This is a genomic window from Acinetobacter kyonggiensis (assembly GCF_900107285.1).
Classification (GTDB): domain Bacteria; phylum Pseudomonadota; class Gammaproteobacteria; order Pseudomonadales; family Moraxellaceae; genus Acinetobacter; species Acinetobacter kyonggiensis.
This window is the reverse complement of sequence record NZ_FNPK01000026.1, coordinates 1-23,882: the sequence shown is the minus strand read 5'-3', so window position 1 is coordinate 23,882 and position 23,882 is coordinate 1. Positions and strand designations below refer to the sequence as shown.

Annotated in this window: 28 protein-coding genes; 18 read left to right on the top strand and 10 right to left on the bottom strand. The window is 39.5% G+C overall.

What is annotated here, in order from left to right:
• Positions 1-14 precede the first annotated feature (14 nt).
• Together BLV99_RS15230 and BLV99_RS15225 are read left to right on the top strand one after the other, a co-directional pair.
• Positions 15-761 (top strand): GNAT family N-acetyltransferase, encoded by a 747-nt coding sequence (locus BLV99_RS15230; protein ID WP_092692263.1) that lies wholly within the window; start codon positions 15-17, stop codon positions 759-761.
• Between the two features lie 104 nt (positions 762-865).
• Entirely contained in the window at positions 866-1,426 is a 561-nt protein-coding gene (locus BLV99_RS15225; RefSeq protein ID WP_092692260.1) for a hypothetical protein, read from the top strand.
• Between the two features lie 10 nt (positions 1,427-1,436).
• Here BLV99_RS15225 and BLV99_RS15220 read toward each other — a convergent pair whose 3' ends face one another.
• Together BLV99_RS15220 and BLV99_RS15215 are read right to left on the bottom strand one after the other, a co-directional pair.
• Positions 1,437-2,054 carry an L-threonylcarbamoyladenylate synthase gene (locus BLV99_RS15220; RefSeq protein WP_092692257.1) on the bottom strand — a complete coding sequence of 206 codons (618 nt, stop codon included), beginning with the start codon at positions 2,052-2,054 and terminating at the stop codon, positions 1,437-1,439.
• An 84-nt stretch (positions 2,055-2,138) separates the two neighbouring features.
• Complete coding sequence (locus BLV99_RS15215; protein ID WP_086185050.1) at positions 2,139-2,801, bottom strand: elongation factor P hydroxylase; 663 nt, start codon at positions 2,799-2,801, stop codon at positions 2,139-2,141.
• A gap of 97 nt (positions 2,802-2,898) precedes the next feature.
• Between BLV99_RS15215 and BLV99_RS15210 the strand changes: the two genes are divergently transcribed.
• From BLV99_RS15210 to BLV99_RS15150, 13 genes are all read left to right on the top strand, one after another.
• Positions 2,899-3,456 carry a YceD family protein gene (locus BLV99_RS15210; RefSeq protein WP_092692255.1) on the top strand — a complete coding sequence of 186 codons (558 nt, stop codon included), beginning with the start codon at positions 2,899-2,901 and terminating at the stop codon, positions 3,454-3,456.
• 77 nt (positions 3,457-3,533) lie between these two features.
• Positions 3,534-3,716 (top strand): 50S ribosomal protein L32, encoded by a 183-nt coding sequence (gene rpmF, locus BLV99_RS15205; RefSeq protein WP_004279227.1) that lies wholly within the window; start codon positions 3,534-3,536, stop codon positions 3,714-3,716.
• A 158-nt stretch (positions 3,717-3,874) separates the two neighbouring features.
• On the top strand, positions 3,875-4,861 hold the full coding sequence (fabD, locus tag BLV99_RS15200) for an ACP S-malonyltransferase (protein WP_092692252.1): 987 nt from the start codon (positions 3,875-3,877) through the stop codon (positions 4,859-4,861).
• On the top strand, positions 4,858-5,592 hold the full coding sequence (fabG, locus tag BLV99_RS15195; RefSeq protein WP_086185053.1) for a 3-oxoacyl-ACP reductase FabG: 735 nt from the start codon (positions 4,858-4,860) through the stop codon (positions 5,590-5,592). Before fabD ends, fabG begins: the two co-directional genes overlap by 4 nt.
• An 83-nt stretch (positions 5,593-5,675) precedes the next feature.
• Entirely contained in the window at positions 5,676-5,912 is a 237-nt protein-coding gene (acpP, locus tag BLV99_RS15190; RefSeq protein ID WP_004651013.1) for an acyl carrier protein, read from the top strand.
• 656 nt (positions 5,913-6,568) lie between these two features.
• The gene (gene rutD, locus BLV99_RS15185; RefSeq protein ID WP_092692250.1) at positions 6,569-7,384 is read left to right on the top strand and encodes a pyrimidine utilization protein D; all 816 of its coding nucleotides are present in this window, start codon (positions 6,569-6,571) and stop codon (positions 7,382-7,384) included.
• A 372-nt stretch (positions 7,385-7,756) separates the two neighbouring features.
• Complete coding sequence (rutA, locus tag BLV99_RS15180; RefSeq protein WP_092692247.1) at positions 7,757-8,872, top strand: pyrimidine utilization protein A; 1,116 nt, start codon at positions 7,757-7,759, stop codon at positions 8,870-8,872.
• Positions 8,869-9,630, top strand: a complete 762-nt coding sequence (rutB, locus tag BLV99_RS15175; RefSeq protein ID WP_092692244.1) for a pyrimidine utilization protein B — start codon at positions 8,869-8,871, stop codon at positions 9,628-9,630. Before rutA ends, rutB begins: the two co-directional genes overlap by 4 nt.
• 36 nt (positions 9,631-9,666) lie before the next feature.
• Complete coding sequence (gene rutC / locus BLV99_RS15170) at positions 9,667-10,047, top strand: pyrimidine utilization protein C (protein WP_092692241.1); 381 nt, start codon at positions 9,667-9,669, stop codon at positions 10,045-10,047.
• Between the two features lie 107 nt (positions 10,048-10,154).
• A complete protein-coding gene (gene rutF / locus BLV99_RS15165; protein WP_092692238.1) occupies positions 10,155-10,730 on the top strand; it encodes an NADH-dependent FMN reductase RutF in 576 nt (191 codons plus the stop codon).
• A 33-nt stretch (positions 10,731-10,763) separates the two neighbouring features.
• Positions 10,764-12,119, top strand: a complete 1,356-nt coding sequence (rutG, locus tag BLV99_RS15160) for a pyrimidine utilization transport protein G (RefSeq protein WP_092692235.1) — start codon at positions 10,764-10,766, stop codon at positions 12,117-12,119.
• A gap of 9 nt (positions 12,120-12,128) precedes the next feature.
• The gene (locus tag BLV99_RS15155) at positions 12,129-13,001 is read left to right on the top strand and encodes an NAD(P)-dependent oxidoreductase (protein ID WP_092692233.1); all 873 of its coding nucleotides are present in this window, start codon (positions 12,129-12,131) and stop codon (positions 12,999-13,001) included.
• A 203-nt stretch (positions 13,002-13,204) separates the two neighbouring features.
• The gene (locus BLV99_RS15150) at positions 13,205-13,618 is read left to right on the top strand and encodes a TM2 domain-containing protein (RefSeq protein WP_092692230.1); all 414 of its coding nucleotides are present in this window, start codon (positions 13,205-13,207) and stop codon (positions 13,616-13,618) included.
• A 55-nt stretch (positions 13,619-13,673) separates the two neighbouring features.
• Here the strand turns inward: BLV99_RS15150 and BLV99_RS15145 are convergent, their stop codons facing one another.
• The 6 genes from BLV99_RS15145 to BLV99_RS15120 all read right to left on the bottom strand — a co-directional run bounded on the left by BLV99_RS15145 (position 13,674) and on the right by BLV99_RS15120 (position 19,277).
• On the bottom strand, positions 13,674-14,279 hold the full coding sequence (locus BLV99_RS15145) for a DUF805 domain-containing protein (protein ID WP_092692227.1): 606 nt from the start codon (positions 14,277-14,279) through the stop codon (positions 13,674-13,676).
• Positions 14,280-14,627: 348 nt separating this feature from the next.
• Positions 14,628-15,719, bottom strand: a complete 1,092-nt coding sequence (locus BLV99_RS15140; protein WP_092692225.1) for an alkene reductase — start codon at positions 15,717-15,719, stop codon at positions 14,628-14,630.
• Positions 15,720-15,788: 69 nt separating this feature from the next.
• Positions 15,789-16,325, bottom strand: coding sequence for a PaaI family thioesterase (locus BLV99_RS15135; RefSeq protein WP_092692222.1), 537 nt, complete (start codon positions 16,323-16,325; stop codon positions 15,789-15,791).
• Positions 16,326-16,393: 68 nt separating this feature from the next.
• Positions 16,394-17,401 (bottom strand): aldo/keto reductase, encoded by a 1,008-nt coding sequence (locus BLV99_RS15130; protein WP_092692220.1) that lies wholly within the window; start codon positions 17,399-17,401, stop codon positions 16,394-16,396.
• 16 nt (positions 17,402-17,417) lie between these two features.
• On the bottom strand, positions 17,418-18,416 hold the full coding sequence (locus tag BLV99_RS15125) for an NADP-dependent oxidoreductase (RefSeq protein WP_092692217.1): 999 nt from the start codon (positions 18,414-18,416) through the stop codon (positions 17,418-17,420).
• Positions 18,417-18,473: 57 nt separating this feature from the next.
• Entirely contained in the window at positions 18,474-19,277 is an 804-nt protein-coding gene (locus BLV99_RS15120) for an oxidoreductase (RefSeq protein ID WP_092692214.1), read from the bottom strand.
• Positions 19,278-19,629: 352 nt separating this feature from the next.
• Here BLV99_RS15120 and BLV99_RS15115 point away from each other — a divergent pair, with 352 nt between their 5' ends.
• Genes BLV99_RS15115 through BLV99_RS15105 form a run of 3 tightly spaced genes read left to right on the top strand, consistent with a single transcriptional unit; the run spans position 19,630 to position 21,850 of the window.
• A complete protein-coding gene (locus BLV99_RS15115) occupies positions 19,630-20,505 on the top strand; it encodes an alpha/beta fold hydrolase (protein WP_244516339.1) in 876 nt (291 codons plus the stop codon).
• Positions 20,506-20,545: 40 nt separating this feature from the next.
• Positions 20,546-21,409: an alpha/beta fold hydrolase gene (locus BLV99_RS15110; protein WP_092692207.1), complete on the top strand. Its 864-nt coding sequence runs from the start codon at positions 20,546-20,548 to the stop codon at positions 21,407-21,409.
• A 54-nt stretch (positions 21,410-21,463) separates the two neighbouring features.
• On the top strand, positions 21,464-21,850 hold the full coding sequence (locus BLV99_RS15105; protein ID WP_086185068.1) for a helicase: 387 nt from the start codon (positions 21,464-21,466) through the stop codon (positions 21,848-21,850).
• A 452-nt stretch (positions 21,851-22,302) separates the two neighbouring features.
• On the opposite strand, the gene BLV99_RS15100 is transcribed toward BLV99_RS15105, so the two are convergent.
• Together BLV99_RS15100 and BLV99_RS15095 are read right to left on the bottom strand one after the other, a co-directional pair.
• Positions 22,303-22,743 carry a winged helix-turn-helix transcriptional regulator gene (locus BLV99_RS15100; RefSeq protein WP_086185069.1) on the bottom strand — a complete coding sequence of 147 codons (441 nt, stop codon included), beginning with the start codon at positions 22,741-22,743 and terminating at the stop codon, positions 22,303-22,305.
• Between the two features lie 876 nt (positions 22,744-23,619).
• Positions 23,620-23,882, bottom strand: a 263-nt coding sequence (locus BLV99_RS15095) for an integrase core domain-containing protein (protein WP_005401423.1), incomplete at its 5' end; no start/stop codon positions are given.

The following is a 23,882-nucleotide window of genomic DNA, read 5'->3' as shown; positions in this document are numbered from 1 at the left end:
CTTTCTGATGACATATGAAAAATGATCCAAAAGTACAAGAAAATGAATATGGTCAAATTGTCGGATTTCCTGTGTCTAATCCTTTACCGATCGATCTTTGGGTAGAAAACCTAGAGGGAAAAAGTGTTACATTACATGCTTTATCTGCAATGACATTGAGTGAAAATCGGGTTAAACAAATTTGGCAATGTGTAGAAACGGAAGTGGATCGTCGTTGTTGGACATATTTGCCTTATTCAGGTTTTGAGACCAGCGATGAATTACGAATTGCTTTGACCAATTGTTTTGGTTTTAAGGGCACAGTACATTATTTAATTGAAGTGAATCATATGATTGTGGGGTGGGTGGGCTTAATGAATCCACGTCCTATGGATCATGTCATAGAAATTGGCAATGTGTATTTTTCACATCAAATGAAGCAGTCTACTGCTGCAACCGAAGCGATCTATCTATTATTGAACGCTTGTTTTGAGCAAGGTTTTCGCCGTGTGGAATGGAAGTGTGATGAATTGAATCAGCCTTCAAAACGTGCAGCTTTACGTTTGGGCTTTCAGTATGAAGGGACTTTTCTTCAAGATCGTATAGCGAAAGGTCGAAATCGCAATACGGCATGGTTTTCAATTTTGGATGAAGAATGGCCAAGCTTAGCAACAGCATATCAACAGTGGTTAAGCCCTGAAAATTTTGATACGGATGGTGTTCAGAAACAGCGATTGTCTGAGTTTACCGTTATAAAATGTCTAAACGGAATGCGTGATTAATTTGAAATATAAATTATTTAATAAAAATAATAGGATTTTTTTTGTTGTTTTGATTGTATATACATGATTTTAAAATAAATTTATATTTTAACAAGGAAGGGGTGATGAAGAATATTATTATTGCTATTGGAATATTGATGATATTTTGGCAGGTGATTTATCCCAAATATCAATCATACAAATATGAAAAAGTAGCAAGGGAGTATTTAAAAACAACTTGGGCAGATGATACAAAAAAAGAAATTTCGTCAAAGCAACCTCAAGGCCTTCACGTTGAACTTTTAAATCAATATCCCAACATCCGTATTTATCAAAATTTTTTGGTTGATATTGTGGCAATCCCTGAATTATTAAATAAAGATACATTCCAACAGGCTTGGTGTGGTCAATTGAATGGATTGACAGCAATGGAGGTTAAACCACGATTGGCGATGTTGAAGGTTTTTGAACAGGATAAAGTGACCTTTTATTTAATTGTTAAAGACAAGTTTGGCAAAGAAATATTTTCTTTTCAGCAAAGAATCTCCGAATGTCCAAATTTTGATAAACTACGTGTAGCAAAACAAGGCGAAGTTATTGCAGAAACTAAAGAAGAGACTTTTGTGCCGAGCGCTGCTCCAGCAGTAATGAGTTCTCCTAGCGAGTCAGCAGCATCGGTACAGTAATTATATGGTCTTATTCAAAAGCGCTTACATCACCAACACCACGACGAATCACTTCGGGATGATCACCAGATAAATCAATAATACTGGTGGTGTTTAAAATACCTAAACCCCCATCAATAAATACATCAATACGGTTACTCAATGCCATTTCAATATCATAAGGATCATCTAAAGGGTCTTCATGATTGGGAAGGATGAGTGTACTGGTTAAAAGCGGTTCACCGAGTTCTTTTAATAACATCTGGCAAATTGGGTTGCTTGGAATACGCAGACCAATGGTTTTCTTTTTAGGGTGCATTAAGCGGCGTGGAACTTCACTGGTCGCAGGTAAAATAAAGGTCGTGACAGCAGGAGTGTTATTTTTCAGTAAGCGATACATTGCATTGTCCACTTTTGCATAGGTGGCAATATCGGATAAATCAGCACAAAGAATCGCATACTGGTGTTTTTGACCTAGACCACGAATTTGAGAAATACGCTCCATGGCACTTTTGTTACCAATTTGGCAACCAATGGCATAAGCCGCATCGGTGGGGTAAACCACGACATCGCCAGCACGAATACGTTCTACCGCTTGGCTGATCAAACGTGGTTGAGGATTATCAGGATGTACTCTTAAATGCAGCATATTTATTCTCCCCCAACTTATTTCTAGACATTATCTGTTGAATTTACAAAGTCTTGCAATCAAGCTTTGATGGGTTTATGTAATTTAGTCTAACATTTCTCGTTGAAACTCATCACTTTGTAATGTTTTGCCACTTCGCGTATAGGTACAGATGCAGTCAATAAAGTGTGCTGCATCGCGTGGCAGTTTAGCTTCACCAGTAAAATATTGTTGTACTTGCGCATAAACATGATCTTTAAATGTTGCACCATTGCCGCCATCGCCAGTTAAATTATCTAAAGACACCCGAAATTTACGTCCAAATGCCTTTGAAAATAACCATTCAATTGCTTGTGGTTTAATTTCAACCTGTTCAAATAAAGCCTGTTGTTCAGCGGTTCGACCATCGGGTGCATACCAATATCCGAGGTCTGGCAATAAGCGTCTTTGCTCGCCTGCAATGCTCCAATGGCTGATTTCATGCAATGCACTATTAAAAAAACCATGGGCAAATTGAATCCGCGCAGCTTCGGTTTCAGTTGCAGGGAAATATTCTGGTTCAAAATCTCCACGTACAAGCGTCACATTTAGGTGGGAAAACCAATGATTAAAGTGTAAGATAAGCCAATCGACCTGTTGAACTTCTGTCTGTAAATTCACCCACTGTAAACGTTGCGCAGGGACTGAATTTTCAGTAAAAACCGAAGTTGAATGCGTGTCGAACTGTAATGAAGTTGTGACTTCAGGTTGCGGCTGCAACTGATGCATGACTTGTATTACCCAAATGATCTGTCTAAATAAGTACAAAATTGTATCTTAATCTTTGACAGAGTACCCATGAATTTGTAGAATTGCCGCCTTAATTATGTCAGCAAATACCTTTCCGGCACAGATTGAGCCGTTTAAATGGGCTGAACAAGGTTATGCATGGTCAGGTAACCTGCCATTGTCTCGCTTTGTTCGAATTTCCCGTGAAGCTGTTGGATCAATTGAACATCAATTGATTAACATAGACTGTAAGCTATCAATGGATGCGTATCATCGTATCGTATGGTTAAATGGTCATGTTGAAACGAAAGTTCCAATGGAATGTCAGCGTTGTCTGAATACTGTTGAGCTTACTCTCGTTTCAGATTTTCATTTAGCGCTTGTGGATGATGAATCACTGATAGAGCGCTTGGATGAGGATGCTGATTTCATCGTTTTAGGTGAAAGTGAAGCAACGACAAAAGGTAGCATTGATGCACCTGCGTCGGCTAATTTACTCGCACTAATAGAAGATGAATTGTTATTGTTGATGCCTTTGTCTCCTAAACATAATGTTTGTGAGCATAAGCATCAACCCGCCAATGATGACATTGTCGAAGAAAAACGGGACAATCCGTTTGATATTTTGGCAGGTTTGAAGGGTAAACTTAACTAATTTTTTGTGTTATACTGTCAAGTATAAGACAACTGAATTTGTTCTGATCCATTTTTCGATCTTTGTAAGGAGCCATCATGGCCGTTCAGCAAAACCGTAAAAGTCGCTCTCGCCGTGACATGCGCCGTTCACATGACGCTTTAACCGAGAATGCATTAACTGTAGACCAAGCTACTGGCGAGACTCACCGTCGTCACCATGTATCTAAAGATGGTATCTACCGTGGTCGTCAATTATTCGCTAAAGCATCTGCTGAATAATTAACGAAGCATTAGGCTTAAAGCTTAGTGGAAAAAATGGGAGCGAAAGCTCCCTTTTTTTGTTGCTGTTTTTTGTTGTATTTGGCAATTACCAAAACAAAAATTAAGTGCTAAATTTCGCAGCATAAACGAGCTTAGGTTCATGAAAGGATTTTTATATGTCGTCTAAACGACTCGAGCAAGCAGCTCAAGCAACAAAAACTGCATTTGTTTTTCCTGGTCAGGGTTCACAAAAAGTTGGCATGTTAGCTGAACTTGCTGAACAGTTTAGTGGGATAACGGATACTTTTGCTGAAGCGTCAGAAGCCATTGGTTTTGATTTATGGCATATTGCACAAAGTGGCGAAGGGTTAAACCAAACAGAATTTACACAGCCTGTATTGCTGACTACAAGTATCGCCTTATGGCGCGTGTGGTTGGAATTAGGTGGTGTTGCGCCAAAATATCTTGCAGGTCATTCACTTGGTGAATACAGTGCATTGGTTGCGGCTGGGGCAATGAGCCTTGGTGATGCAGTTAAACTGGTCAATTTGCGCGGTAAACTCATGCAAGATGCTGTCCCTCAAGGGCAGGGTGCAATGGCCGCAATTTTGGGTTTAGACGATGCTCAAGTGCTTGAATTGTGTGAACAAGCCAATATGCAAGGTCGTGGCTCAGTAGAAGCAGCCAATTATAATGCGCAAGGTCAGGTTGTGATTGCTGGCGATAAAACTTTAGTGGAAGCCGTCATGACAACGGCAAAAGAAAAAGGGGGTAAAGCGATTGCGCTTCCTGTTTCAGTGCCGTCGCATTGTTCACTGATGAAACCTGCTGCTGAAAAGTTTGCAGAAGCTTTGGAACAAACTGCCATTGAGCTACCTAGCCTTCCTGTAATACAAAATGTCAACGCAGAAATTGCGACAGACGTGACGCAATTACGTCAGGCATTAACCGCTCAATTGTACCAATCTGTGCAATGGACCAAGACGATGCAGTACCTTCAAGATCAAGGTGTGCAATATGTGGTTGAGTGTGGTCCAGGAAATGTGCTTGCCAATCTTGCGAAGCGTTTACCAAATATTGAAAAAGCCTTCCCACTCGACAGTAACAGTCGTTTGGAGGATGCATTAAATGCCATTTTAGTGGCTGAAGGGAAAATCGCATGACACAACAACGCAAAGTCGCATTGGTAACAGGTGCGAGCAGAGGAATTGGTGCAGCCATTGCTCAGCAATTAATTTTAGACGGTTATTTTGTCGTGGGTACGGCAACATCTGAAGCAGGCGCAGAAAAATTATCTGCAAGTTTTGCTGAAAATGGTGCAGGTAAAGTACTGGATGTACGTGATGCGACAGCCATTGATGCCTTGGTTACAGATATTGAACAAAAATATGGTCCAGTTCTTGCACTGGTAAATAATGCAGGAATTACCAAAGATAATTTGTTATTACGCATGTCTGAAGATGATTGGGATGATATTCTCAATATTCATTTGAAAGCCGTTTATCGTCTATCTAAGCGTGTTTTAAAAGGCATGACCAAAGCACGTTTTGGACGCATTATTAATATTAGTTCTGTGGTTGCACACTTTGCAAACCCGGGACAAGCCAACTATTCTGCCGCTAAGGCAGGCATAGAAGCGTTCGGTCGTAGTCTTGCAAAAGAAATGGGTAGTCGCCAAATTACGGTGAATGCTGTTGCCCCTGGTTTCATTGCAACAGAAATGACTGAGCAATTAAGTGAAGAAATTCGTAAGAAAATGAGTGATCAAGTGGCATTAAACCGTTTAGGTGATCCACAAGATATCGCAAATGCAGTGAGCTTTTTAGCTAGCGAGAAAGCAAGTTATATCACTGGTACTGTTTTACATGTGAACGGTGGTCTATACATGAGCTAAGCTCAAGTATAAACTTTCCAAAAATCAGATATTCAATTAAACTAACGGCATTAAAAACGCCACAAGCAATGAGGAGAATTCCTGTGAGCGATATCGAACTACGTATCAAACAAGCGGTTGCAGAACAACTTGGTCTTAAAGCTGAAGAGATTAAAAACGAAGCATCTTTTATGGATGACTTAGGTGCTGACTCTTTAGACTTAGTTGAGCTTGTTATGTCTTTCGAAAATGATTTTGACATCACTATCCCTGATGAAGATTCTAACGAAATCACAACTGTTCAATCTGCAATTGACTATGTTTCTAAGAAACTAGGTTAATTGTTGTTTCAGCCTAGCTGAAAATGAAAGCCACCTTTTAGGTGGCTTTTTTAATGGAAAATGAAAACGGTCGTTACGCAAATTTGATTAGCTACTGTTCGGTTTGATTCACCAGAGCTAACTTTTGCATAAAAATTTAAAAAAATGGCAGACGATTTATTCAGCAGGATAAATCGCAATTGTGGCATACGAAAAAATATGCAGGATCTTTTTGATGTTGTAATTAGACTGTTGCTAAAAGAATGCAGCACCAAAACGCAGCAATAAATGGCTTTAATCATATTACTAGAACCATTTATATAAGAAATTGCCAATAAATTAGGTCATATTAAAGTTTGAAATTGAGCTGTGCATGGCTGGAATAGACTCTAATCCAACCGGTTTTTGGGTAGATTTTGAGGTCATCTTGCCGCATTTTGATGTTTAATTTTTTATATTTAATTTGGTTTATCTATTTTTATCTCTGATGAAAATAATAGATAAGTTCTTTTAAGCCAGCTTTATTCTACCCAATGAACTCTATTCTTCTGAACATGATAAGTTGCGCATGATTATCCATAGAGCAGGCTATGTGTATAACATCAATGGTCATGCACTCATTTTTAGGCACAAATTTTGCTGTTGATCCATTAAATTTATTTTAATGAATGGTAAAAATGACTTATCAAATTAATTATTGTACAAAAAACTTAAATGCTGATTTTCTGATTTTAGCTTCAGGTTTAGGCGGTCATGCCAGTTTTTGGCAGCCTCAGATTGCAGCACTTACCCAGCATTTTCATGTTTTAAGTTATGACCAAGAAGGTTGCCATGCCGACTCCATGGCTTTACCAAAACAATATTCAATGACTGATTTAGCCAAGCAATTGGTGCAAATTCTGGCGCAAGAAAAAATTCAGCATTTTCATTTTATTGGACATGCGATTGGTGGGTTTATTGGTGCAGAACTGGCTGTCTTGCTCAGGTCATCTGAAACTACATGCTTAAGTTTAACCTGTATTAATGCATGGAATGAGTTAGATCCGCATACAAGCAAATGCTTTGAAGCTCGAATTCATTTATTAAAGTCGGCAGGTTCAGAGGCTTATGTTAGAGCACAAGGCTTATTTTTGTATCCACCTGCATGGATTTCAAAAAATTATGAACATTTAAATACGCTAGAAAATATTCAACTGGAAGATTTTCCACCAACTCAAAATGTGCTTAAGCGTATTGATGCCGCACAAAAATTTAGGATCAATGAACAGCACATACAGGCATTGCAGCATAGTCAACTGCATTTCATTGCAAATCAGGATGACTTTTTAGTGCCTGTACAAAAATCTAGTGATTTACAGCAACAGTTTGGACATGGACAACTGACTGTTCTTGAAACAGGCGCACATGCTTCAACAGTGACCAGAGCAGAGCTATTGAATAAAACGATACTTCAATTTTTTCAGCCCCATTTTATGCAAATGACGGCTTCATAGTTTTTCATCAATGAATCTACAGCGCGCATCTGTATTTTTAAATGTTTGAATAAGCTGGTTTTTTAGAGTGTTTGATTAAACCGTGATTTTAAGATCACGGTTTTTTTATTTATAGGCTTAAAGATATTTAGGCTTTATAAAAAAATAGTGACTGTTTTTTAAATTGTGCATTTTTTTGGAGCCATTGCAACTATAACGGTGCATCTGAATAATGGGTTATTTTACTGTTTGATAAAATAAATAAATTATAAATATTTGATTAATATTAATAAAATATATTTGGCACGCCATTTGCTAAATACTTGATATAAATAATCAAGTGAAATACCTAAAGGGTATTTTAAAACAAATGGTAAAAAGAGGTACTTAAAAATGAAAATCGGTGTCTTCTGTCCAATTGGAAATAATGGCTGGTTGTTGTCTGAAAATGCACCACAATATCAGCCTAGCTTTGAAATGAACAAACAGATCGTACAACGTGCGGAACATTACGGATTCGATTTTGCACTATCGATGATCAAGCTACGTGGCTTTGGCGGCAAAACAGAATTCTGGGATCATAACCTTGAAACCTTTACTTTAATGGCTGGGCTGGCAGCAGTGACAAGCAAAATTCAAATTTATGCCACTGCTGCAACACTGGTCATGCCACCTGCAATTGTGGCACGTATGGCATCGACCATTGATTCCATTTCAAATGGGCGTTTTGGTTTAAATGTGGTTACAGGCTGGCAAGCACCTGAATATAAACAAATGGGCATGTGGCCAGGGGATGAATATTTCGCGAAGCGCTATGATTATTTGTCGGAATATGTGGAAATTTTACGTGAGCTGTGGGCGACAGGACAATCAGATTTTAAAGGCGAACATTTCCAAATGGATGATTGTCGGGTTAGTCCTCGTCCACAAGCAGAGATGAAAATCATTTGTGCAGGACAGTCCGATACCGGTTTGGCGTTCTCGGCTAAATATGCCGATTACAATTTTGTTTTTGGTAAAGGCTTAAATACACCCACAGCCTATGCCGATATTAATGACCGTTTAAAAGCGCAAACCGATAAAACAGGACGCGATGTTTCGACCTATGTTTTATTTATGCTAATTGCTGCTGAAACGGATGACGAAGCTTTTGCGAAATGGCAAAACTATAACGATGGGGCCGATGTAGAAGCGATTAACTGGTTATTAAATCAGGGCGGTAAAGACACTAAATCGGGGGCAGATACCAATATTCGTCAGATGGCTTCGAGTGTATCTCCAGTGAATATTAATATGGGCACCATTGTCGGTTCTTATGCAAATGTTGCGAAAATGCTGGATGAAATTGGTGAAATTAAAGGAACGGAAGGCATTCTTTTAACCTTTGATGATTTTATTCAGGGTGTGGAGGACTTTGGTCAGAAAATTCAACCGCTGATGAAATGTCGTGAACATATTGTGGTTGAGGGTGAAGCGACTCAAATTCCTGTTTTGGAGAAATCAGCATGAAGAGCAATGTGTCATTTGAAAATGTGGTTTGTGCAGGATTTACCCAAGCCGCAGGCACTGGAAAAATTTTAAAAGCAGAACCAGAAGCGATTCAACTTGCAGCTGAACAAACAGCGTTAATCGTGATTGATATGCAAAATGCCTATACCTCAAAAGGTGGCTATTTAGATTTAGCTGGTTTTGATGTCTCGACCACTCAGCCTGTAGTAGACAACATTAAAAAAGCGGTTGCTGCTGCACATGCAGCGGGCATTCAGGTGATTTATTTCAAAAATGGCTGGGATGAGCAGTATGTCGAGGCAGGTGGTGTAAATTCACCGAATTTTCATAAATCCAATGCCTTAAAAACCATGCGTAAGCAACCTGAGCTGCAAGGAAAATTGCTGGCAAAAGGAGGCTGGGACTTTGAATTGATTGATGAGTTACAACCTTTAGCACAAGACATTGTGATTGAAAAACCACGTTATAGCGGTTTCTTTAATACCGCACTGGATAGCATGTTGCGCAGTCGGGGTATTCGTAACTTGGTTTTTGTCGGTATTGCGACCAATGTGTGTGTGGAATCGACGTTAAGAGATGGTTTTTTTCTTGAATATTTTGGCATAGCACTGAGTGACGCATGTTATCAGGCTGGGCCAGCAGAAGCACAGCAAGCCAGCCTGTATAACATTAAAACATTCTTTGGCTGGGTGTCGGATACACAGCAATTTGTGAAAACATTTCAATTTAAAAAACAATATTTCGACCAAAGCGCTTAAGTCACTTGTTGAATCAAATTATCAGGAAATCAACCTATGCCTAAAAAGATCATTCTTCCAGCGGGAACAGGAAAGCCACTCGCGCCTTATGTTCCAGCGACACAAGCTGACAATATTGTTTATGTTTCTGGCACTTTAGCCTTTGATGAAAATAACAATGTCGTACATGTGGGTGACGCTGCGGCACAGACCCGACATATTTTAGAAACCATTAAAAAAGTGATTGCAACCGCAGGCGGTAGCATGGATGACGTGACCTTTAATCATGTTTTTGTTAAAGATTGGTCCGATTATGCTGCGATCAATACGGTCTATGCAGAATATTTTCCGGGAGATAAACCTGCACGCTATTGCGTACAAACTGGATTGGTCAAACCAGATGCTTTGGTTGAAATTGCGTCAGTTGCGCATGTCTAAGTTGTCACCGTTTTTAACAGCAAGCTTATTTAGCTTTGGTATTAATAAAGGAGAGCACTGAAATTCAGATGAGATATTAAGCACTGAATTTCAGTGAGGAGATCGCTATGAACAGCAAAATAATGTCAGTTCAGTCGAGTCATGCTGTAGCGCAACAGGCTCAAAGTTTTCAAATTACTGCGGATGAAAAGCAGATAGAAGTTGATCAGGCTGCTTTTCGACAAGGGATGTCTAATTTGGGTGCAGCAGTGAATGTGATTACGACGCATGGCGAGGCAGGACAAGCTGGTTTTACCGCTTCCGCTGTGTGTAGTGTGACGGATTCACCTCCAACGTTATTGGTATGTTTAAATCGTTCTGCATCGGTATTTGAAACCTTTAAAACCAATAAAGTCCTTTGTGTAAATACCTTGGCAGCACATCAAATTGAGTTATCAAATATTTTTGGTGGAAAAACCCCCATGTCAGAACGATTCTTGCGTGGAACATGGTCAACCTTAAGCACACGGGCACCTGTTTTAGATGATGCTTTGGTTTCTTTTGACTGTGAAGTGGTGCAAAGCATGTCTGTGGGGAGTCACGATGTACTGATCTGTCAGGTTAAAGCAATGAAAAAAAATGAAGGTCAGAATGCACTGATGTACTTCAACCGCACCTATTGCGAGCCACAACCGATGTACTAATCCAAAATTCCTAATTTGAGGGAGGGGAAACCCATGCAAGCTAAAGAACCGTGGTTTCCGAAATTTAAGCCTTATCAAGGCGACTTAGATGTAACACCTGTACAGGTGGATGAGTATTTACCTGCGGGTAAAAGTATTGTTTTAGGTTTGCAACATGCTTTTGCAATGTTTGGTGCAACGGTACTCGCACCTTTGTTGATGGGGTTTGATCCAAACCTCACCATCTTTATTACGGGAATAGGCACGATTTTATTTTTCCTCATGACGGGTGGTCGAATGCCCAGTTATTTGGGCTCAAGTTTTGCCTTTATTGGTGCCATTGCCGCAGCAACGGGCTATGCCGGTGTGGGGTCAAATCCGAATATTGGGCTTGCATTGGGGGGAACCATGGCCTGCGGTTTGGTTTATGCGGCTATAGGTTTAATTGTTATGAAAACGGGAACAGGTTGGATTGAGAAACTCATGCCACCACTTGTGACGGGTGCCATTGTGATGATTATTGGTCTGAATTTAGCACCAATTACCATTAAAAGTGTTTCGGCAAATAGTTTTGATACTTGGATGGCTGTGGTCACGATTTTATGTATCAGTGTTGTGGCAGTTTTTACGCGCGGCATGCTGCGTCGTTTGTTATTGCTGGTGGGTTTATGTAGTGCCTATTTTGTCTATTTCTTACTGGCCAATGTGATGGGTTTTGGCAAACCTATTGATTTCTCTTTCATCTCAAATGCCGCTTGGTTTGGTCTGCCAACCTTCCATAGTCCAGTTTTTAATGCCAATGCCATGTTATTGATTGCACCTGTAGCGATTATTTTGGTGGCAGAAAATTTGGGGCACTTTAAAGCGGTTTCTGCGATGACGGGTAAAGATTTATCGCCTTATATGGGACGTGCATTTTTTGCCGATGGTATTTGTACCACCATGTCGGCATCGGTAGGTGGTACAGGTATGACCACCTATGCTGAAAATATTGGGGTGATGGCAGTCACCAAAGTTTATTCAACCACGATCTTTGTGGTGGCGGGTTTATTTGCCATTTTATTGGGCTTATCACCAAAATTTGGTGCAGTGATTAGCACCATTCCCGTGGCTTTATTGGGTGGTGCATCAATTGTGGTGTTTGGTTTAATTACGGTGGCAGGTGCGAAAATTTGGGTAGACAATCAAATTGATTTTACCAAAAACAGTACTTTAATTATTGCTGCGGTCAGCCTGATTATGGGTGCAGGTAACTTTAGCCTACATATCGGTGCATTTGATTTAGGCGGAATTGGTACGGCAACTTTGGCGGCTATTGTACTGAATCTATTTTTAAATCGGGGTGAAGAGGCGACCCGTTCGGTGAGTGAAAATGCCGAAAATTCGGTAACACCTGTGGTGCATCATTAGGAGCTTATTTTGAGTCATACAATTTCATTTATCGGACTTGGTGCAATGGGCTGGCATATGGCCTCCCATCTTCCTAAACTTGGACATGAGGTTTGGGTGTGGAACAGAACGCAGGCAAAGGCAGATTACCACGCCATTTGCTTCGAAACGCAAGCGGTGTCATTGCAGAAAGCATTACAGGCAGATTTTATTTTTAGCTGTTTACCCACCAGTGCTGATGTTGAACAGTTGATTGCTGCGCATCTGCCAAAACAAGGCAGCATCTGGATTGACTGCACCAGTGGTGTACCTGAGGCAGCAAAAAAAATCAGTCAAAGCCTTAAGAAAATTGGTGTTGAATATCTAGATGCACCCGTTTCAGGGCAAACCATCGGTGCTGAACGTGGCACGTTAACGGTGATGATTGGTGGCGATGCTCATGCTTTTGCACAAGCCAAACCCATTATTTCAGCATTTTCAACTTTAATTGAATATGTCGGAGAAAGTGGATCGGGCTTTGCGGTAAAAGCTATTAATAATACTTTAATGGCAACACATTTATGGGCTTTGGCGGAAGGACTGACTGTGCTGAAATCTAAAGGTGTCGATTTAAGTGCTGCTTTGAATTGTATTAATCATTCCAGTGGTAAGAGTAGCATCTCTGAAAATATTATGGCGCAGCGGGTACTGAATCGTAGTTTTGATAAAACCTTTGCACTGGATTTGTTACAAAAAGATATTGCTATTGCCATTGATTTGATTCAGCAGACAGCTTTGCAGCTGCCCAGTATGCATCTCATTCAGCAACAGTTTGCGCGTATTGAAAAAAAACAGGCGAGTCAGTTGGATTTTTCTGCTGCGGTACAAAGTTTAGAACAGATGAATCAAATTGAATTGCGATAGTTATAGAGGATTGTTAAATGACGTGTTTGATTAAATATTCGAACTAAGACACTTTCATAGACGATTTTTATACTGGTTTTCTCGCTATTTTTGGAATTTTAAAAGGCGCTGAATGCGCCTTGTTTGTTTAAAAAAATCATATATAAAAAATACCGTAGCAGATAAAATAAATAAGTCATTGATAAAAAATAATTAGGTTAAAAATGAAAGGGCAAATATTAGATTATTCTGTTCAGAATAATGCGGGTTTTATTAGTGGCGATGACCAGAGACGTTATTCCTTTACAGGTGCAGAGTGGCGAGGGCAAACCGTTCCGAGCCGTGGTCAGATTGTTGATTTTGAAATAGATCCATCAGGGCAGGCACTGAATGTTTATGTTCTTAGCCATCCGTCAGCATTTTCGGGGCAAGTGGGTTCAAAAAATCGAATTGTTGCCGCAATTTTGGCATTCTTTTTAGGTAGTTTTGGTGTACATAAATTTTATTTAGGTCAAATTGGCTGGGGTATTGCTTATTTACTTTTCTGCTGGACTTTTATTCCTGCATTGGTTGCTTTTATTGAATTCATTATTTATTTATGTACTTCAGATGAAGATTTTGCACGTAAATATGGCTAGTCTATTTAAAATAGAGGGTTTTGAAAGCCCTCTATTTTGATGCATTGAACAATGCCTATTTTGCAGGTTGTCCCCATTGATTACTTTCTGGTTTGGTATTGGATGCCCACCAAATAATGAGTGGAATAATACCAATAATAGTCAACACCAATAATTGCCACCAGCCAGAGCGACCAACGTCATGTAGACGACGTGCCCCGACAGCTAAGCTTGGTAAGAATAATGCTAGATTTAAGACCCCATTCAGAATTTTGTCTGTACCAAGTATTGCATCAATGATTTGTACGATGATGCCTAAAATAATGGACACTAACATAAAGAACCAAAATTCTTTACGACGCGCACGTCCATCAAAAGTGACATAATTTTTTAAACATTTCACAAACCAATCAAGCATGTTGAATTGTTCTTCAGCTTTATTTTGATCAGAAATTTTGTCTAATTGACTAGATAGATTCTGTACAGGGTTGCTGTGACCGAGTGCTGTAAAAATTTGAATCGCGTTACCAGTATTGTCGACATCAAAATCCACACGATCACCACGAGCGGGTGGGCGTTGTCCACGCCATTCTGCACCCGTAAAATTGTAGCGGTTTTGATCATCACCACTGATAATGCCTGTGTTGGTATGAATTGAAAAATCTAAAATATTTCCTTTCATTTTAACCTCTATGATTTTATGTTTATTAAGTTATAAATTTAGTGTTGTTATTCAACTTTATAATAGCAGAACAGCTTATAATTTAAACAAAATATTTGTTCTTAAGTTGCTGTATTTCTATTGTTTTTTATAATATTTTTATCTTTAAATTAAAAAATATCGCATGGTGCAAAATTTCGAAAACAACGTATGAATTTTAATTTTTTATTTCTATAAATCAGTGGCTTGTATTAATTGAAAACTGCAAAAATGACATAAAAAATGGCTTTTTCGATTTCCACTTGGTTGATTAAAGCGTTGTTATAGCTGAATGTTATTGCACACATTCAGCTAAGTTTAAGCAACAGTTTATTTTGATTGAGCTTGATAACTTGGATAGTCGGTATAACCTTCCGCACCGCCACCATACAAGGTTGCTGGGTTTAATTCAGTCAATGGTAATCCCTGTTTTAAACGCTCGACCAAATCAGGGTTGCTGATGAATGGTTTGCCAAAAGCAAAAAGGTCAGCTTCATCAGATTGTAGATGAGCATTTGCAAGTTCTAAATCGTAGCCATTATTGGCCAAATACGTCTGTTCAAAACGGCTGCGGATAGCAGAATAATCGAAGGGTGCAATATCACGAGGGCCACCTGTAGCACCTTCAATAACATGCAAATAGACGATGCCCAACTTGTTGAGCTGTTCAGTAATATAATTGTACTGCGGTTGAGGGTCGCTACAGCTTATGCCATTGGCTGGAGATACAGGCGAGATGCGTATACCCGTGCATTCAGAACCAATTTCGTTGGCTACAGCTTCAACAACTTCAAGTAATAAACGAGCTCGATTTTCAATAGAGCCACCATATAGATCGGTGCGTTGGTTGGCACCATCTTTTATAAATTGTTCCAGTAAATATCCATTTGCAGCATGGATTTCAACACCGTCAAATCCAGCAATAATAGCATTAGCTGCCGCTTGGCGAAAATCTGACACAATGGCTGGAATTTCATGTAATTCCAATGCTCTTGGTTCGGACACTTCAGTAAATGTATTATTTACAAAAGTCTTTGTGTCTGCTCGAATCGCGGAGGGTGCAACAGGGCTAGCCCCATTTGGTTGCAAATCAACATGGGAAATTCGTCCCACATGCCATAATTGAACAAAGATTTTTCCGCCTTTGGCATGTACGGCATCTGTTACTTTTCGCCAAGCATCAATTTGTTCAGACGTGTATAGCCCTGGTGTATCTTGATACCCTTGAGCTTGTGGTGAAATTTGTGTTGCTTCAGCAATAATAAGTCCTGCGGTCGCACGCTGAGCATAATAATTAGCAGCGAATTCACTGGGGATAAGTCCTTTTCCTGCGCGGTTACGTGTCAGCGGAGCCATTACAATACGGTTGGCGAGTTCAATGTTGCCTAATTTATAAGGACTGAAAAGATTTTTATCTGTCATGTTGCACCTCGATCTGATCATGGTTGTTAAATAAAAATAAGTTATTTAAAAAATCATTAAGATAGCTTTTTACACCTGTGTTGGAACATCAAAAATAAGACATGTGGTGGTCGCATGTGCATATAATTTTCCATCAGGCCCTACGATTCGTCCTTCAGCCGTTGCTGTTTGACGGCCGACATGGACAATTTTGCCTTCTGCACGAACGAGAGGCGTTGCAACTGTCAGTGCTCGTACCATATTCACTTTGAGTTCGAGGGTTGTATAAGCCTTTCCAGCAGGGAGTGTGGTATGAATGGCGCACGCAACAGCAGAATCAAGTAGAGTACAAAACCAGCCCCCATGCACCGTTCCTAATGGATTGTAATGTTTGCGCTGAGGCCGACCCTGAAAAACAGCAATCCCATATTCCATATGTACAGGAATATAGTTGAGCGTTTCTCCAATTGGCGGTGAAGGCAGTTCACCAGAAAAAATAGCATCAAAAATGTCCAGTCCTGAACGCTTGGCTAATTCAGATAAATGTACAGCATCAGGAGTTCCTAAACGCAGACGAATTTCCCGCTCAGTTTCTTCCCATTGTGCAATAACATCTATTATTTCCATGTTCAATATCCTCATTGTATAGTGCTGAAATTTGAGTTTTTTGCTTAAAAAATTGAGTAAGTCGTTATTTAGGCGATAATAATTCGGTGTTTAGCATCCCTGTGTAGCATAGCTATTTGGTTTTGATCTGAAGCTGAAATTTGACTGATGGAATCTAATAACTGAATTTGGTCTGGTGACAATACAACATCGATTGCATGTAAATTGCTTTCTAGTTGCTGTAAAGATTTTGGCCCGATCATCGGAATGGTTCCATGTGTACCCGCCCAAGCAATTGCCACCTGATCGGCTGAGACATTCAGTTCACTCGCGATTGTAAGCACGGTATCTAAAATTGCTGTGCGCTGGATGGAGTTTTCTGGCTGAAAAACTTTACCGCCAAAACCCTCTTTACGTCCTTTTTCACCCTTGCGATATTTACCTGTGAGCATTCCGCCACCTAAAGGTGACCATGTCACCATCCCAAGCCCCAGTGCTTGAGATGCTGGAATTAAATCTGTTTCAGGCTCCCTATAGAGCAAACTATGCTGGAATTGTGCTGCGGCAATAGGCACCGTATTTTTAAGTTCAGCGAGTGTCGCAGCACGAGATACTCGCCATGCTGGAAAATTTGACAGTCCTGCATAGAGAATTTTTCCCGCACGTGCCAAATCCTCTAAACCTCTTAAAATTTCTTCGCTGGGTGTAACATGATCGGGGTGGTGTACCCAGTAAAGATCAATATAATCCGTTTTTAATCGACGCAAACTTTGCTCGACAGAATAAAACATGGCTTTTCGACTATTGCCTTTATGCAGTTGATTTGCATCGGGTACAGCACTATTGGAAAATTTTGTAGCTAATATGACTTGATCACGAATGCCTTGTAATAAGTCACCCAAAATTTGCTCAGATTGACCAAATTGATAAACATCGGCTGTGTCAATGAAATTGCCACCTGCATTTAGATATGCATCCAGTATTAATTTCGCCTCTTCAGGTGAAGTGCCATAACCCCAGCCTGTACCGAAGTTTCCTGTACCCAATGCAACTTGTGAAACATGTAAACCCGTTTGACCAAACAATTGATAGTTCATTGATTCATCTCCAATATTATTCTGTAATTTTTAAAATGACTTTACCTTTAGCTCGCCCTGTATTGACGTATTGGAGTGCTTCTTTTATTTGTGAAAAATCATAAATTTTATCGACTATTGGATTTATTTTCCCAGCTTCAACCAGCTGAGAAATTTGCGATAGCTGTTGACCATTGGGCTGCATAAACAGAAATGAATAAGTAATGCCACGTTTTTTTGCTTTATGCCGAATTGACCAACTTAAAAGGGGAATAATCCGTTTAAGTAATCCGTTGGCTTTGATTGTCTCAGTAAAATTTCGGTCAGGTGGCCCTGAAATACTGATCATACGACCACCACGTTTAAGAACATTCAGTGATTTCTCTAAAATTTTTCCACCTTGCGTATCTAGAACCACGTCATAATCTTTAAGTTCTTGCTCAAAATCTGTAGTTTTATAGTCAATAATAATGTCTGCACCTAATGCTTTGACCCAATGCGTATTTTTACTGCTTGTGGTGGTTGCGACAGTTGCGCCTAAATGTTTGGCAAGCTGAATAGCAATTGATCCAACACCGCCTGAACCTGCATGAATCAGTACTTTTTGTCCTGCTTGAACTTTTGCAATTTCGACCAGTGCTTGCCATGCTGTCAACGATACCAGCGGTAAAGAAGCTGCGAGTTCCATAGAAATATTTTGAGGTTTCAGCGCAAGAGAGGATTGCTGGATGACAGTATATTCGGCAAAAGCACCATTTAGATCTGTCTTAGCATACACTTCATCACCGACTTTGAACTGAGTAACATTTGAACCAACTTGAGCAACTGTACCTGCAAAATCATTGCCTAAAATAAAAGGGAATTTAACGGGCAGAATTGCTTTGAATTCACCCTCTAAAACTCTTAAATCGAGTGGGTTAATACTTGCGGCATGGACTTTAACAAGGACAGCATTTTCTGTAATAGATGGTTTGGATTGTTCATCTAGTTGTACATCATTAATATTGCCATAGTGTTTAATGTAGGCTGCTTTCATTTGAGACCTCTATTTTTGTCGGATTTTGTTTTAATGTTTTACAGGTTGTGATCTGGATTAAACTTTCAAACTGCGCTGAATTAATTTGTCAAAGATCTTCACAGGTGCAAATCGTCGTAAATTCTTCAAACGCTTGGCTATCTTGCCTGTGGTATAGCGCGGCAAAATGTGTTGACTATTTATGACCGCTAAAATGGTATTGGCAACCACACGCGGATCATCTGATTTATTGATTGACTTCATCATCTGCTGCTGCAACTTTTCACGAATTTGCTGGTAAGCCGCAACTTTGGCATCTGCTTCAAGTAAGTTCACCCCTAAAGATGTATTGGTATACGCGGGTTCAATGAGCGATACGCGAATGCCTTGCGATCTTAATTCATGGTCTAAAGACTCAGAATAACCCTCAAGTGCATGTTTTGATGCGGAATAAAGTGCGCCAAAAGGCATGGGTAAAAGCCCGAGAATTGAACTAATATTTAAGATGAGCCCTGAACGCTGCTGCCGCATAAAAGGAATCACTGCACGGGTCATTCTAACGGCACCGAAAAAATTGGTTTCAAAAATAGCCTGCGCTTGCTGCATTGAACTTTCTTCAGCGCCTGCTGGAGCAAGTGCAAAGCCAGCATTATTAATTAAAACATCGATTCGACCCTCATTTTCTATCACTTTTTTAACGGCCTGAGAGACTGAGTCCTCTTGATCTAGATCTAATTCAATCAGGTGGAATTTATATTTCGAAGCCATGTTTGCACGTCGGCTCGTACCATAAACAATAAATCCTGCTTCATGTAAAAGCTCTGCCGTAGCGAAACCTATACCAGAAGATGCACCTGTAATCAGAACCACTTTAGCCGTCATATCATGTTTCCTACTTGTCGTTTGCAGGTGATTGAGTAATCAATTTCACCTCGATTTTTTTATCATAGTCTAAAAATAAAATAGTTACTACTAAAAAGATAGTGACTATTTGAAATTATTGTTGTACTGTAAATATTAATTCGATAGTAACTAGCTGTTGCCATTGACGATAGCGTGTTAACCGACTCAAGATATGAATGATTCAATACATTTAAGGTTCTTATTTTGAGGATAATGGTTCAGGCATACAGCTTACTTTAGGACATTAATCATGCGTGATTTACTCAAAAAAAGTCTTATCTTCATGATGTTAACTATGTCTAGTTCAATCTATGCAGATATAAATGCAGGCATGATCCAGAACTCAGGAGCAACGGTAATGACAGAAAAACAATATCAATGGGTAAATGTCCCGACCCAATTTATCTCAGCAAAGGGGATTCACTTCGCATATCGAGAATATGGTCAGCAACATGGTGGAACACCTGTCATTTTCTTAAATCATTTAGCTGCTGTGCTAGATAATTGGGATCCACGAATCATTGATGGCATTGCAGCGAAACATCATGTGGTCATTTTTGATAATCGCGGAGTGGGAGCTTCTACAGGTGAAGCTGCAAAATCAATTGAGCAAATGGCAGATGATGCAATTACTTTCATTGAAGCGAAAGGATTCAAAAAAGTCGATTTGTTCGGCTTTTCAATGGGCGGCATGATTTCACAGGAGATTGTGCTAAAACAGCCGCAATTGATTCGTAAAATGATTTTATCGGGAACTGGTCCCGCAGGTGGTACAGGAATCAGCACAGTAGGACGAATTTCTAATTGGGATTTGGTACGAGGTATGGTGACTCGTCAAGATCCTAAAGTTTATTTGTTCTTTACCCGTACAGACAATGGCAAAGCTGCTGCGAAAGCATTTGTTCAGCGTATTAGTGAACGAACTGAAAATCGCGATAAAGAAATTACGATTTCAGCATACCGTTCACAATTGCAAGCTTTGAAGAAGTGGGGCAATAAGACACCCGCTGATTTATCTATCATTCAACAGCCTGTCTTGGTTGCGAATGGTGATTATGACCGCATGGTTCCAACCGTAAATACTTATGACTTAGCCAAGCGTTTGCCGAATAGCACACTGATTATTTATCCAGATGCAGGTCATGGTGGCGTTTTTCAGTTTCATCAAGATTTCGTCAAGCAATCACTCACTTTCTTGGCTCAATAACTTTGAGATGAATTAGAAACTTGAACACAGGATAATCAAGATGACAACGATTACACATCAAACAGCCGAAACGCAGTTCATTGAAGTTAATGGGGCAACATTTGCTTATCGTCGCTGGGGAAATCAAAACACACAGCAACCCCCTTTATTTTTTCTGCAACATTTCCGTGGAGGCTTAGATCATTGGGATCCGTTAATTACCGATGGGTTGGCGGCAGGGCGCGAAGTCATTTTATTGAATGGTCGTGGCATTGCATCATCTACAGGTCAACCACGTACTCGCATTGAAGCTATGGCAGATGATGCTGCTGCGGTGATTCAAGCATTCGGTTTAAAACAAGTAGATCTACTAGGCTTCTCACTCGGAGGATTTCAGGCACAGGATTTAGTCCGTCGTCATCCTGAGCTGGTCAGAAAATTAATGCTCTTGGGTACAGGGCCAAGAGGCGGAAAACCGCGTGTTGATGATCCAGAAGTACCTGCTTTGGTCTTGAAGCATGCAACCAGTGCTGTACCTGCTGAAGAAGATTTTCTTTTTCTATTTTTTGGTCGATCAGAAGCAGCAATCCAAGCAGGTCATGAATTTTGGCTACGTCGCCATCAACGCAAAGATCAAGACCCAGCAAGCTCAGTTGATGTGATGCAGGCGCAGATTGAAGCCAATATGCATTTTTTACCGAAGCTGGATGAACAAGATCCATTTGCACATTTACGTGAAATTAAGCAGCCAACGTTTATCCTAAATGGTGTAGATGATGTGATGATTCCGACGATTAATGCCTATCACATGGCACTCAACATCCCCAATGCACAGCTGTTTATTTATCCCGATGCAGGACATGGGGCGCAGTTTCAATACCCTGAACGGTTTGTGAAACATGCAATACAGTTTTTGGATGAGTAACTCATTTGAATCCCTAAAGTGCTTTGTTTATAAATTATTGAGCTGAGAAATAAAATGATGAAATTTAAACTCTTACTTTGGATGTTGACTAAGTTATTGCAACGGGCTGTGAAAACCAATCCGAAATGTGCCGCATACGTGAAAGATAAAAATGTCATATTCCAAATCCAAACGACAGGTGGCGAAGGGCGTTATTTTGAAGTTAAAAATGGCAAGATTAACTCGTATGCAGGACAGACTAAATCACCCAGTTTTACCTTTATCTTCAAGACGGGCAGCAAAGGTTTTGCCGTGTTATCTGCTAAAGATAGTGTGAATACATTTTTAACTGCATTGAGAACGCAGGATCTTGTGATTACAGGAAATTTTGTTGATGTGATGTGGTTTCAAAGTTTAGTGGACTTTATTCAGCCCCATGCTAAGCCATCTTTAACGATGTGAGACAAACAATGGCTTTCTCTGTAATTAAAACACACTTTCTGAATCAGCCTTTAACTTTGCCGAATGGTGCTGTGATTCCAAAATCGTTTGGCTAAGGCGACAACCCGTGCAACTTGAGTCACGTATTCAAACAATACAACCGAAAAACATATGCGGTTGTATTTGCGTTGGGTTAGTTAAAGTATTGACATGTACTTATCAGCCTGACGTAGCTAAAGCACCACAAAAAGCTTCTACTGTAATGCGTGAAGCTTTTTTTAGATTTTGCAGAAAAGGTTAGAAGTCATGTAACCACCTTTGCTGCTCATAGGTGGTTTTTGCAGTGTAGAGGGCATTTATCAAATCAGTTTCACGAAGTGGCTGAGCATTTATGCTACATAACAGACTTGAACAAAATCATGAGTCATTCAGGCTAGACTTAGTATAAAAAGCAATCTTCTTGAGTGTTTTATTTATTTGTTTTGTTGACGAATTGGTCGGGTGCCTATTTGGGCTCCCGTCATTTGATCAATCACAACTGGTTTAATTTCAGTGCCTTGCTCTGCATCAAGAAACGTGACCATTTGCTCAGGATGTTCATAAGGTTTGTGCTTACGTCCCCATGCACCAATCACAAATAAAACAGGTAAAAAGTCTTTACCTGCTTGAGTTAACAAATATTCCTCGCGTGGTGGGTGTTCAGAGTATTGTCTTTTTTCAAGCAGACCTTCATCAACTAAAACAGACAACCGTTTTGTTAGCATTGTGGGAGCAATGCCGAGACTTTTACGAAACTGATCAAAACGGGTGAAACCCGCATGTGCATCTCTTAATATCAACATGCTCCAAGCATCGCCCAAGACTGAAAGGCTTCTCGCGATTGGACAGACTTCAAGATTGGTTGGTTTAGTCATGATTGATTTCTGTAGAAGTAAAATAGTAAATACTAATATGATAGTAACATGATGGAGCATTTTTTCAAAGATTGTCTTTTGTTGTTGTAAGATGCAAGAGTGAGGTGATGTAATATTCTTGGTATGAGTTTTTTATGAAAAGTTGTGGATAGCATTATGCGAATCTAAGAACCATTTTCTTTTGAAAAATAATATTTTCTTATTTTAAAGTCATCCGATTTTATTTAACTGCCCTAAATAAATGGCACTTATAACACTTTGGCTGACTCAATTTGTCATGCGTGAATTTTCCATATTTAAATATGGGCGGGTTTCTGCATCTGTGAAGAATTTTTTTTTGATTCTAATGATAGAGGTAAGTTTTTTCTTGGAAATTAATTTTCATAAGCATAAATCAACAATCGCTATAATCCTGTCTTACCCAATATTGACTAAATCAATTTGAAGCTATGTTTGTTATTTTTAATGCTTCTTGAATAGAAATATAATCTGTACTGCTACATAATTATTTTAAAGAAAAAATAGAATTTTTTATGATCTGATAACTTTTTAAAGCTTTTAAGAGGTTAAAAAAGGTCACCTAACGCTAGGTGACCTTTTTTATTATAAGGAAACGTCACGCGACACAAGGTTTGTCATTCCGATATATTTAAATTCAATAACTTATAAAGCATTTCGACACATAATGACAAAAACCAGCGACACAACCTCTGTCATTTTTTTGATAAAACGACACAATACGTGTCATTTTGTGGAAGAGAGACTTGCCAGTTTTTTAGAAAAAATTTTAATGTATATCTTACGGATGGATACTTAGAGGTGGTCCCACATGTTTGAACAACTAAAAGCTTATTTATAAGTGATACTCTGCTCTAGTTAAGCTACCTTATTTTGTTGTGGTAGCTGGTCATAGTAAAACTCATCTGGAGTCATTTTGTCCAGACTCGAATGAGGTCGTTTCAAATTATAAAATTCAAAATATGCGTTTAATTGCTTCTTCGCATCCAAAACATTGCTGTAGGCTTTGAGATACACCTCTTCATATTTAACGCTCCGCCATAATCGTTCAACCATCACATTATCAACCCATCGACCTTTACCATCCATGCTGATTTGGATGTCATTTGATTTCAATACAT